Here is an 11,870-nt window from a genome sequence, read left to right on the forward strand (position 1 = left end):
GATAACTGATTATGCCGGTGATGCAGTAGTTTAGTCGAGGATCTTGAAGCGCGGATCGTCAGGATCAATCGACGAAATGCCGCGCACATCTTCGACCATCTGGGTTTCTTCCGCGCGCTGCTCGGTCTGGCGGGTTTCTTCCAGGTGCTTCTGGATGGCGTTGACCAGCTCCTGCGTGCCGTTGTGGCTCAGCGCGGAGATCTCGAACACCGGACCCTTGAAGCCAAACTTCTTGATGAAGTCCTTGACCTTCTTGGCGCGCTCTTCTTCCGGCACCATGTCCAGCTTGTTCAGCACCAGCCAGCGTGGCTTGTCGACCAGCTGTTCGTCATACTTCTTCAGTTCATTGACCAGCGCCTTGGCTTCCTTGACCGGATCGACAGTCGCCTCGAACGGCGCCAGATCAACGATGTGCAGCAGCAGGCCGGTACGCGACAGGTGGCGCAGGAACTGGTGTCCCAGGCCGGCGCCTTCGGCGGCGCCTTCGATCAGGCCCGGAATGTCGGCGATCACAAAGCTCTTCTCGTGCGATACGCGGACCACGCCCAGGTTCGGGTGCAAGGTGGTGAACGGGTAATCAGCGATCTTCGGACGCGCATTCGACACGGCGGTGATGAAGGTCGACTTGCCGGCGTTCGGCATGCCCAGCAGGCCCACATCGGCCAGCACCTTCAGTTCCAGGCGCAGCGTGCGGACTTCGCCTTCCTTGCCGGGCGTCTTCTGGCGCGGCGCGCGGTTGGTCGAGGTCTTGAAGTGGATGTTGCCCCAGCCGCCCTCGCCGCCTTTGGCCAGCAGTTCCATCTGACCGTGTTCGCTCAGGTCGGCCAGGATTTCGCCGGAGGTGTCGTCGATGATCAGCGTGCCCAGCGGCATGCGCAGGTGCATATCATCGGCGCCACGGCCATAGCAGTCGGCGCCACGGCCGGCTTCGCCGTTGCCGGCGCGGTGGACTTTGGAGAAGCGGAAATCGACCAAGGTATTGATGTTACGGTCCGCTACGGCCCAGATCGAGCCACCCTTGCCGCCGTCGCCGCCGTCAGGGCCGCCAAACGGGCGGAATTTTTCACGGCAAAACGACGAGCAGCCATTGCCACCGTCACCACCGATTACTTCAATTTTTGCTTCGTCGATAAACTTCATGATGTACCGCCATAAAACTAAAAGGCTCTACCTATGGGCAGAGCCTTTCGATTGAAGGCTTGCGCCTTACAAACGGCCTCATCAAGAGGCCGGAGCGTAATTTACGCTGCTGCTACTACGGTGACGAACTGTTTCGAGCCTTCACCTTTTTTAACGAACTTGACCACGCCGTTCACCAGAGCGAACAGGGTGTGGTCTTTGCCGGTGCCGACGCCTTCACCAGCGCGCACTGGCGTGCCGCGTTGACGAATGATGATGCCACCAGCATTGATCGATTGACCGCCGTAAACCTTAACGCCCAGGCGTTTTGATTCTGAGTCACGACCATTTCGCGTTGTGCCGCCGCCTTTTTTGTGTGCCATGCTAAAGCTCCTTGACTAAAAAAGTGTCGATCCGCAATTAAGCGTTGATCGAAACGATTTGGATTTCGGTGTAGTTCTGACGGTGACCCTGACGCTTCTGGTAGTGCTTACGACGACGCATCTTGAAGATCGTCACTTTTTCGTGACGGCCGTGGGAAACCACAGTGACCAGAACCTTGGCACCTTCAACCAGCGGAGCACCGAACTTGATGCTGTCGCCCGCGCCAACGGCGAGGACTTGGTCAATGGTGATTTCGGAACCAATGTCTGCCGGTATCTGTTCTACTTTAAGTTTTTCACCTGCGGCAACTTTGTATTGTTTGCCGCCGGTTTTTATGACCGCGTACATGATTTGAAACCTCTCAAATGTTTATAAAAATCCACCGGGGGAAACCGGGGAACCGCAGATTATACACAGGAACCATTTTTGCGTCAAAAACTATTCACAAATGGCGGATGGCGTGGTATGTCAAACAATTTTTTCATGGCAGAGCTTGGCAATCAGGCAATTTCCTCGCGCCAAACAGCCCTTACGCCCCGGAGCGCGGGGCATGGCGTATAATTCCGGCACCAATAGTCTAACTGCACAGGTTCGCCTTGTCTGCCGCTACCCAAAACGTTACCCAAAACACCATCATCGAAACCATTGCCGCCGACATGGACGCGGTCAACTCGGTGATACGCCAACGCCTGCATTCCGAGGTTTCCCTCGTCAATCAGATTGCCGAATACATCATCAGCGCTGGCGGCAAGCGCATCCGTCCGGTGCTGGTGCTGCTGGTAGCGAACGCTTACTCCTACAAAGGCGCGGCGCATCACGAGCTGGCGGCGGTGGTGGAATTCATCCACACCGCGACCTTGCTGCACGATGACGTGGTCGACGAATCGTCGCTGCGCCGTGGCCGCGCCACCGCCAACGCCCTGTTCGGCAACGCCGCCTCGGTGCTGGTGGGTGACTTCCTGTATTCGCGCTCGTTCCAGATGATGGTGGGCCTGAACAATATGCGCGTGATGCAGATCCTGTCGGACGCCACCAACGTCATCGCCGAAGGCGAAGTGCTGCAGTTGCTGAACATGCACGACCCGGATGTGACGCGCGAACGCTACCTGCAAGTGATACGCTCCAAGACCGCCAAGCTGTTTGAAGCGGCCGCCGAACTGGGCGCGCTGGTGGCTGGCGCCAACGACGCGCAGATCGCCGCCGCCGGCGAATATGGCCGCTCGCTGGGCACTGCCTTCCAGCTGATCGACGACGTGCTCGACTACGCCGGCGACGCCAGCGAAATCGGCAAGAACGTCGGCGACGACCTGCGCGAAGGCAAGCCGACGCTGCCGCTGATCTACCTGATGGAAAACGGCACGGCCGAGCAGCGCGCGCTGGTCCGTTCGTGCATCGAGAATGGCGACGAGCAGCACTTCGACACCATCCTTGCAGCGATCACCAGCAGCGGCGCACTGGATTACACGCGCGAACAGGCAGTAATCGCCGCCAAGCGCGCCGCCGACGCCATCGCCGACCTGCCGGACAGCCTCCACAAGCAATCGCTGCTGCAACTGGCCCACTTCTCGGTCCACCGCAACCACTAAACAGAACGGCGCCTCAAGGCGCTGTTTTTCATTGCGGCCATCGCAACAATCATTTGTACCTGGACGGATTTTTCTTTGCCTTGCGGAAGCCTAGACTGAGGCCTTCGAATCAGGCAAGGAATAATCATGCTGGACAAACTGACGCAAGGCGGCTTCTCGATTGGCCTCGAACTGCCGCTGGACAATGACTGGTCGCCGGCCGGCGAGCGCGCCCGCCGCGAGTCTGGCCGCCTGCCGGGCGAGCCGGACATCCAACAGCACGCCGAACTGGCGGTACTGGCTGACCAGCTCGGCTTCCGAGCCCTCTGGGTGCGCGACGTGCCGCTGTACGATCCATCATTCGGCGATGCGGCGCAAGTGTTTGAAACCTTCAGCTACCTCGGCTACCTGGCTGGCGTTACCAAGAACATCCTGCTCGGCACCGCCGCTGTCGTCCTGCCGCTGCGCGAACCGGTGCTGACGATGAAATCCGCCGCCACGGTACAACAACTGAGCAACGGCCGTCTGCTGCTGGGCACCGCCAGCGGCGACCGGCCAGTGGAATACCCAATCTTCGGCAAAGACTTCGCCGGACGCGGCGCCGCCTTCCGCGAACAGATCGCCCAGCTGCGCGCCGGCCACAATCCAGCCTGGCCGCCGGGCGTGCAACTGCTGCCGCGCGCAACGCAGCCAATCCCGTTGCTGGTGGCCGGCCTGGCGCAGCAGACGCCGCAATGGGCAGGCGCCAACATGGACGGCTGGCTGGCCTATCCAGGCACTGCGGAAGATCACACGCGCCGCGTGGCGCTATGGCGCGAAGTCGCCGGCGACAAGCCGTACATCAGCTTCCTCCACCTCGACCTGCTGGAAGATCCCGACGCACCGCTGCGCCGCCACCGCTTCGGCGCCTCAACCGGCCGCAACGGCCTGATCGCCGAACTACAAGCCATGCGCGCCGCCGGCGTCGACCACATCGGCCTGCACCTCCGCCGCAACCAGCGCCCACTGCCAGAAACAATGGAAGAAATCGCCACCCACATCCTCTAACCGTCCGGGGTCAGTTCTGCCAAACGTACACGAGCTCATGTACATTTGGCAGAACTGACCCCGGTTTTGTTACAGGATTTCCTGGACCAGTTCGGAGGGGCGGCACAGGCGGACGCCTTTTTCGGTGATGACGAATGGGCGCTCGATCAGGATCGGGTGCGCCATCATGGCGTCCAGCAGCGCGTCGTCCGATAGCGTGGTGTCGGCCAGGCCAAGCTCGGCGTACAGGTCGCCCTTGTTGCGCATCGCCTGGCGGACTGTGAGGCCGGCCTGCGCGATCATCGCTTTCAGCGCGGCGCGCGATGGCGGGTTCTTGACGTAGTCGACGATCTCCGGCTCCACGCCAGTCGCGCGGATCGCTTCCAGCGTCTTGCGCGAAGTGCCGCAGGCGGTATTGTGATAAATCGTGATGCTCATGATGCTGCCCTTGTGCTGAATGACAAAGGCAGCATTATCGCTTAAAACTTCGTCGCCAGACTCACACCCACGCTGCGCGGCGCCAGCCGATATCCCTGCACGATCGACGCCACCTGCGGATGCTGGATGATGGTATCCGTGTCAAACGCATTCTTCACAAACGCCGTGAACGCATACGCGCCAAACGTCATGCCGGCGCTGAAGTTCGCCGTGTGGTATGACGGCCGGTCATGGTCGGTCTGCTCCGGGTCCAGCGAGCCTTTGCTGGCGCCCACCCACTGCACGCCGCCCATCACAAACGCCGGCCGCTCCCACGCGGAGAAATTGTAGGTCGCATTCACTGCGGCGTTATATTTCGGCACGCCCTGAATCCGCGCGCCCGCCACCGCGCCCACCACGCCGTTCTCGATGCCGACATCATTCGACAACTCGGCCTTGACGTAGCCGCCCGACGCGCTCAGTGTCAGCCCAGGCAAAGGCTTGGCCTTGATGTCGAACTCGAAGCCCTTGGTGGTGGCGTCGCCGGCGTTGGCGTTGTAGGTGTAGGCGCAGGTCGGCAGGTACACGCCCTGCTGGATGTTCTTCCACTTCACGTAGAACACGTCTGCATTCACAGTCAGCCGGTTATTCAGGAAGCGCGATTTGCTGCCTACTTCATAGCTCCACAAGCTGTCCGGCGAATACGATGGCGGCCCGGCCGCGATGCCGTTTGCTTCCAGATCCGGGCCGCAGGTGGTCGTCGGCACGTAGATATTCGCGCCGCCGAGGCGGAAGCCTTTGGCCACGCTGCTGTAGACGGTATTCGTCGGATTGATTTCCCACGTCAGCGCATACTTCGGTGTGAACGCTTTCGAGGTGGTCTCCGCGCCACTGTTGTTGCCGGCGCCAGCCAGATAATTCCCGTTGCGCTGCTCCAGTGTGGTATTCGCTTTCAGATAGCGCGCGCCAACGGTGGCGTGCACGGTCGGCGTGAAGTAGTAATTCAGTTCGCCGAAAATCGATGCCTGCTTCTCGCGATAATGGAAGGCGCCCGCAAACGAGTTATCGTTGGGGAACTGACCAGGCCCAGCATCCGGCAGCAGCTCAGGGTCCGCAATATCAAAGCCAAACTGTTTGAAGGTGTCCGTCACACCGAAGATCGGATCGTTCTCGATGATGTTGGTGTGCTGGCGCGAGAAATAGGTCCCCACCAGCCAGGTCCACGGCGATACCTTCTCGTCGTAAGCACGCGACGCCACGCGAAACTCCTGCGATACCTGGCGCACCTGGTTGTTCAGATACACCGCCGACGGCAGACCCGCAATCGCTTCGATCAGCTCCGGCGGCGCCTTGCCGCCATCGTCGGTGGACGTCAGGAAGGTCGACAACGAATAGCTGTTGTAGGCCGAACCATTCTGCGTGCGGTCGAACTTGCGCTGGAAGTAGCTGGTGGCCGAGGTCAGATCAAAGTCGCCCAGGTCCCAGTTGACGGTGACGCTGGGCGCCAGCAGCTTGTCGATCGATGGTTCGCGCACCTGCTTCTGCGCCTGATAGGCCGGCAGCTCCAGGTTGAAGGCGGCGATATCCTTGGCGTCGATGCGCTGGTAGTACACCGACGGCGTCACCGTCAGCGCGCGTGTCGGCTTCCACTTCAGCGAGGCACGGAATTCCTGGTCGCTGATCTTGTTGATATTGTTGGCGACAACCTTGCCGTCACCATCCACCTGATCGATATAGCCGCCGGTGTGCTGCGCCTGCACGCCGATGCGCAGCGCCAGCTCGTCGGCGATCAGCGGGAAGTTGGCGACCACGCTGGCGGCGTAATTGGCGCTGCCGCCCCTGGTGTTGGAGCCTTCGGTATAAGTGGTGAATTCGCGCTCCTTCAGATCCGGCTCATTTGGCACAAACTTGATCGTCCCGCCCATCGAGCTGGCGCCGTACAAGGTGGCCTGCGGGCCGCGCAGCACCTCCACCCGGTCGATGTCGAAGAAGCGCGGCTCGATATTCCCCATGGTGTAGACATTGCCCACCGTGACCGGCGTGTCGCCGAGATAGATGCCCACCGTGGCCGCGCCGGCGGTGGAGCTGATGCCGCGGATCTCAACGTTAGAGGTGCCAGGCCCCGCGCCGCCATTGCCGCTGGCGGCGGTGAAGGAGATGTTGGGCACTACGCGCGTCAGGTCGGTGATGTCGCGCACATGCTCGGCCTGCAGCTGCGAGCCGGTGACGGCACTGATACTCATCGCCACCTTGGCCGGATCTTCCTTGCGCTTTTGCGCCGTGACCTTGACGACTTCGATTTCGTCCGAGGACGGCTGTTGCTGTGCCCAGGCCGGGGCGCCGATGGCCGCCAGCACGGCGGTGGCGATAATGGTGCGTCGAATTTCCATGTCCGATCTTCTCCTTGGCGCCCCAAAGTTGGGCATTTGCTTATATTTACCACATTGGTATTTTGATAAAGCAAAAACTTTGCCAAGTGTCGGTTATTTGAAACGCTTGAAACTCTCGGACAGATAGTCGACAAACGTGCGGATGCGCGCCGATAGCTGGTGCCGCTGCGGGTACACCGCATAGATGTCGGCATCCGGAGTTTTGAAGTTGGGCAGCACTTGTACCAGCCGCCCGCTTTGCAGATAGCGTTCGATGTCCCACTCGGCGCGCATCAGGATGCCGTGACCGTCAAGCGCCCAGTTGACGGCGATCTCGCCATCGTTGGTGGTCAGGTTGCCGCGCACGCGCACCGCATCGGTGCCACGATGCGCCTCGCGCCCGGTGAACAGCCGCCACACGCCATACGCCTCGTCGCCCTGGCGAATGCAGATGCAATTATGCCGCGACAGCTCCGCCGGCGATTTCGGCTCGCCGTAGCGCTCCAGGTATTTGGGCGAGGCGCACAGCAAGCGCCGGTTGGCCGCCAGTCGTTTGGCGATCACGCGCGTATCGGCCGGCGCGCCGAAACGGATGCAGACATCAAACTGGTCATCGGTCAGCGGTGGCGGATCGACCGACAGCTGCAACTGCACATCCACTTCCGGATACTTCAGCACATATCGCGAGATCGCCGGCGCGATGTGCAGCCGGCCGAAGCCCAGCGTCGCGTTCACGCGCAACTGCCCTTTCGGCACGCCTTTGGAGTTGGTCAGCAGCTGATCGAGATCGGCAATCTCGCCGAGAATCCGGCGCGCATGCTCCAGCAGCACCTCGCCTTCCGGCGTGAGGCTCATGCGGCGCGTGGTGCGGTTCACCAGCGGCACGCCGACGCGCGATTCAATGAACGCCAGCCGCTTGCTCACCGCCGAGGTGGTGATGCCCAACTCGCGCGCCGCGCCACTCAGGCTGCCCGCATTGGACAGCGCGACGATAAAACTCAGCTCTGCAGGCTGGAATCCGGCACTCATCGATTGTGGAGTTCAAGGTTGATAATGGATTGAGTTTAGCCACCTTAACGCGTGCCGTCCATTCCTTAAAGTGCTTCCATCAACTTTTGAGGAGACACACATGAAAACCTATCACATCGCCACCATTCCAGGCGACGGCATCGGCAAGGAAGTCGTGCCGGCAGGCCGGCAGGTGCTGGAAGCGCTGGCCGCCGCCAGCAGCAGCTTCCAGTTCACCTTCGAGGATTTCGACTGGGGCGGCGATTACTACCGCGAGCATGGCGAGATGATGCCAAAGAGCGGCCTGGACGCGCTGCGCAACAAGGACGCCATCCTGTTCGGTTCCGCCGGCGATCCGGACATCCCTGACCACATCACGCTGTGGGGCCTGCGCCTGAAGATCTGCCAGGGCTTCGACCAATATGCCAACGTGCGCCCGACCCGCATCCTGCCGGGCATCGACGCGCCGCTGAAGCGCTGCAAACCGGAAGACCTGAACTGGGTGATCGTCCGCGAAAACTCGGAAGGCGAATACTCCGGCGTCGGCGGCCGCGTGCACCAAGGCCACCCGATCGAAGCAGCAACGGACGTCTGCATGATGACCCGCGTTGGCGTCGAACGCATCCTGCGCTTCGCCTTCAAGCTGGCGCAATCGCGTCCACGCAAGCTGCTGACCGTCATCACCAAGTCCAATGCCCAGCGTCACGCGATGGTGATGTGGGACGAGATCGCCCTGGAAGTGTCGCGCGATTTTCCGGACGTGAAGTGGGACAAGGAGCTGGTCGATGCCGCCACCGCGCGCATGGTCAACAAGCCGGCCACGCTGGACACCATCGTTGCCACCAATCTGCACGCCGACATCCTCAGCGACCTCGCCGCCGCGCTGGCGGGCAGCCTGGGCATCGCGCCAACCGGGAATATCGATCCTGAACGCCGCTATCCATCGATGTTCGAACCTATCCACGGTTCCGCCTTCGACATCATGGGCAAGGGCCTGGCCAATCCGGTCGGCACCTTCTGGTCGGTAGTGATGCTGCTGGAGCACCTCGGCGAGCACGAAGCCGCACAGCGCGTGATGCAGGCGATTGAATCCGTCACCGCCACGCCATCGCTGCATACCGGCGACCTGGGTGGCAAGGCCACCACAGTTGAGGTGACGAAGGCCGTGTGCGCCCACCTGGGCGCCGACAAGGAGCGCAAGGCCGCCTGATCAGCCCAGCCTCCACCAGGCCGCCAAGAGTCTGGGGAGGCCTGCCGTTCGCGGCAGCCCACAAACAAAAGGAGACATCATGTATAAGCGATTTTTCGGCAAGCTATACGTGCAGGTGCTGATCGGCGTCATCGCCGGCGGCCTGCTCGGCTATTTATATCCAACCTTCGGCGCGGACCTCAAGCCACTGGGTGATGCGTTCATCCGGCTGATCAAGATGGTGTTCGCACCGGTCATCTTTGCCATGGTGGTGCTGGGCATCGCCAAGATGGAAAGCATGAAGGAACTGGGCCGCGTCGGCGTGCGCGCGCTGATCTACTTTGAAGTGATGTCGACCTTTGCGCTGGCATTGGGGCTGATTGTGGTGAACGTGGTCAAGCCCGGCGCCGGCATGAACGTCGATCCTGCCACGCTGGACACCCACAGCATCGCCAGCTACACCGCCGCTGCGGCCAAGTCGGGCGGCTTCGTCGAGTTCCTGCTGCATATGATTCCTTCCAGCGTCATCGATGCGCTGGCCAAGAACGACATCCTGCAAATCCTGGTGTTCGCCACGCTGTTCGGTATCGCCCTGTCGCACATGGGCCGCCGGGCCAAGCCTGTGGTGGATTTCCTGGAAGCTTTCAGCAACAGCATGTTCGTCGTGGTCGGCATGATCATGCGCGTGGCACCGATTGCGGCGTTTGGCGCGATTGCTTTCACCGTCGGCAAATACGGCCTGGGCTCGCTGCTATCGCTGGGCCAGCTGATGGGCAGCATGTACATCACCTGCGTGGCGTTCGTGTTCATCGTGCTGGGCACTGTGGCGCGTGTATCGGGCTTCAGCCTGTGGAAGTTCTTGCGCTACCTGAAGGATGAAATCTTCACCGTGCTGGGTACCAGCTCGTCGGAATCGGTGGTGCCGCAGATGATGCGCAAGCTGGAGCACGTCGGCGTATCCAAGCCGGTGGTCGGCCTGGTGATTCCCTCCGGCGTGACCTTCAACCCGGATGGCCAGTGCATCTACTACACCATGGCGGCGATCTTCATCGCCCAGGCGACCAATACGCCATTGACGCTGACCGACCAGCTGGTGGTGCTGGGCGTGCTGATGGTGACCTCCAAGGGCTCGGCCGGCGTCACCGGTTCCGGCTTCATCACGCTGGCGGCGACGCTGGCGTCGATGGGCAAGATTCCGGTAGCAGGCATGGTGCTGCTGCTCGGCGTGGACCGTTTCATGTCCGAGGCGCGCGCCATTACCAACACCATCGGTAACGCTGTCGCCACGATGGCCATCGCCCGCTGGGTGGGTGCGCTGGACCAGGAGCGCATGCACCGCGTACTGAATGGTGAATCGTCGCCAGAGGAGCTGCGCCAGTTGTACGAGAATGATGATGCGCCTGAACCAGTCGCCAGCGTTACGCCGCTCGCACCAGCCGGTGCGAGCGAACTGCCGGTCTTGCACAAGGCGTCAGCATGAGCGCCGATCACACAGGCAGCGCCGCTGCGGAAGGCGCCGTGCCGCGTGAAGCGGCGGCGCGCACCCTGCTGCGCCAGATGTTCGACGCCGCCATCGCCGCCGCACAGCCGGCGCTGTGCATACCGCCGGCCCTGCCGGCCGCGCCGAAGGGCCGGCTGATCGTCATCGGCGCCGGCAAGGCTTCCGCCGAAATGGCACGCACCGTGGAGCGCAACTGGCCAGGCGCACTCACCGGCCTGGTGGTCACCCGCTACGGTTATGCCGTTCCTTGTGAGCGCATCGAAATCATCGAAGCCGCCCACCCGGTTCCCGACGCGGCCGGCCTGCAAGCCGCCCGCCGCATCCTCGACCGCGTGCAGGGCCTGGGCGCCGACGACACGGTGCTGTGCCTGATCTCCGGCGGCGGCTCGTCGCTGCTGCCGCTGCCGCTGGAAGGCATCACGCTGGAAGACAAGCAGCAGCTCAACCACGCGCTGCTGCAATCCGGCGCCAGCATCAGCGAAATGAATTGCGTGCGCCGCCACCTGTCCGCCATCAAGGGCGGCCGCCTGGCTGCGGCCTGCCATCCGGCCAAGGTGGTCACGCTGCTGATCTCCGACGTCCCCGGCGACGACCCGCGCGATATCGCCTCCGGTCCCACTGTGCCGGATGCCAGCACCTGCGATGACGCTCTCGCCATCATCCAGCGCTACGCCATCGACTTGCCGCCGAACGTGCTGGAAGCGCTGCGCAGCGGCCGTGGCGAATCCGTCAAGCCCGGCGACCCGCGCCTGGCCAGCAACGAAGTCCACATCATCGCCACGCCGCAGATGGCGCTGGAAGCCGCCGCCCGCGTGGCCGAGGCCAACGGCATCGCCGCCCACATCCTCGGCGACAGCATCGAAGGCGAAGCACGCGACGTCGGCAAGGTCATGGCCGGCATCGCGCTGCAAGCCGCGCGCCACGGCCAGCCGTTCAGCGGCGCTTGCGTGTTGCTGTCCGGCGGCGAAACCACCGTCACCGTGCGCGGCAAGGGACGCGGCGGCCGCAATGTCGAATTCCTGCTGTCCTGCGCGATCGCGCTGCAAGGACAGCCAGGCATCTACGGCCTGGCCGGCGATACCGACGGCGTCGACGGCCAGGAAGAAATCGCCGGCGCCTGCATCACGCCGGACACGCTGGCACGCGCCTGGGCCGCCGGCATGCGCCCCGCCGACCACCTGGACAACAACAATGGCCATGGTTTCTTCCAGGCGCTCGGCGACAGCGTCGTCACCGGCCCCACGCTCACCAACGTCAACGACTTCCGGGCGCTACTCATCACTGGAAATTAA

The 11,870-nt window shown here is 62.2% G+C and carries 11 protein-coding genes; 5 read left to right on the forward strand and 6 right to left on the reverse strand.

Annotation, left to right across the window (positions count from 1 at the left end; translation table 11 throughout):
* Positions 1-30: 30 nt before the first annotated feature.
* The 3 genes from obgE to rplU form a co-directional block, all read right to left on the reverse strand.
* Positions 31-1,140, reverse strand: a complete 1,110-nt coding sequence (gene obgE / locus BLS51_RS22880; protein ID WP_090189400.1) for a GTPase ObgE — start codon at positions 1,138-1,140, stop codon at positions 31-33.
* 101 nt (positions 1,141-1,241) lie between these two features.
* Positions 1,242-1,502: a 50S ribosomal protein L27 gene (rpmA, locus tag BLS51_RS22885; RefSeq protein WP_090189398.1), complete on the reverse strand. Its 261-nt coding sequence runs from the start codon at positions 1,500-1,502 to the stop codon at positions 1,242-1,244.
* 37 nt (positions 1,503-1,539) lie between these two features.
* Entirely contained in the window at positions 1,540-1,851 is a 312-nt protein-coding gene (gene rplU, locus BLS51_RS22890; RefSeq protein WP_090189396.1) for a 50S ribosomal protein L21, read from the reverse strand.
* A 248-nt stretch (positions 1,852-2,099) separates the two neighbouring features.
* Here rplU and ispB point away from each other — a divergent pair, with 248 nt between their 5' ends.
* Positions 2,100-3,089 carry an octaprenyl diphosphate synthase gene (ispB, locus tag BLS51_RS22895; RefSeq protein WP_090189394.1) on the forward strand — a complete coding sequence of 330 codons (990 nt, stop codon included), beginning with the start codon at positions 2,100-2,102 and terminating at the stop codon, positions 3,087-3,089.
* 126 nt (positions 3,090-3,215) lie between these two features.
* Positions 3,216-4,115 carry a TIGR03571 family LLM class oxidoreductase gene (locus tag BLS51_RS22900; RefSeq protein ID WP_090189392.1) on the forward strand — a complete coding sequence of 300 codons (900 nt, stop codon included), beginning with the start codon at positions 3,216-3,218 and terminating at the stop codon, positions 4,113-4,115.
* Positions 4,116-4,184: 69 nt separating this feature from the next.
* Here BLS51_RS22900 and arsC read toward each other — a convergent pair whose 3' ends face one another.
* From arsC to BLS51_RS22915, 3 genes are all read right to left on the reverse strand, one after another.
* Complete coding sequence (arsC, locus tag BLS51_RS22905) at positions 4,185-4,532, reverse strand: arsenate reductase (glutaredoxin) (protein ID WP_090189390.1); 348 nt, start codon at positions 4,530-4,532, stop codon at positions 4,185-4,187.
* Positions 4,533-4,573: 41 nt separating this feature from the next.
* A complete protein-coding gene (locus BLS51_RS22910) occupies positions 4,574-6,901 on the reverse strand; it encodes a TonB-dependent receptor (RefSeq protein ID WP_090189388.1) in 2,328 nt (775 codons plus the stop codon).
* A 93-nt stretch (positions 6,902-6,994) separates the two neighbouring features.
* Positions 6,995-7,909 carry a LysR family transcriptional regulator gene (locus tag BLS51_RS22915; protein WP_090189386.1) on the reverse strand — a complete coding sequence of 305 codons (915 nt, stop codon included), beginning with the start codon at positions 7,907-7,909 and terminating at the stop codon, positions 6,995-6,997.
* 100 nt (positions 7,910-8,009) lie between these two features.
* Between BLS51_RS22915 and BLS51_RS22920 the strand changes: the two genes are divergently transcribed.
* The 3 genes from BLS51_RS22920 to BLS51_RS22930 all read left to right on the forward strand — a co-directional run bounded on the left by BLS51_RS22920 (position 8,010) and on the right by BLS51_RS22930 (position 11,870).
* Positions 8,010-9,098 (forward strand): tartrate dehydrogenase, encoded by a 1,089-nt coding sequence (locus BLS51_RS22920; RefSeq protein ID WP_090189384.1) that lies wholly within the window; start codon positions 8,010-8,012, stop codon positions 9,096-9,098.
* Positions 9,099-9,177: 79 nt separating this feature from the next.
* A complete protein-coding gene (locus tag BLS51_RS22925; RefSeq protein ID WP_090189382.1) occupies positions 9,178-10,557 on the forward strand; it encodes a dicarboxylate/amino acid:cation symporter in 1,380 nt (459 codons plus the stop codon).
* The gene (locus BLS51_RS22930; protein WP_090189380.1) at positions 10,554-11,870 is read left to right on the forward strand and encodes a glycerate kinase type-2 family protein; all 1,317 of its coding nucleotides are present in this window, start codon (positions 10,554-10,556) and stop codon (positions 11,868-11,870) included. The genes BLS51_RS22925 and BLS51_RS22930 overlap by 4 nt, the downstream gene beginning before the upstream one ends.

This window comes from Duganella sp. OV510 (genome assembly GCF_900100205.1).
Lineage (GTDB): Bacteria > Pseudomonadota > Gammaproteobacteria > Burkholderiales > Burkholderiaceae_D > Rugamonas.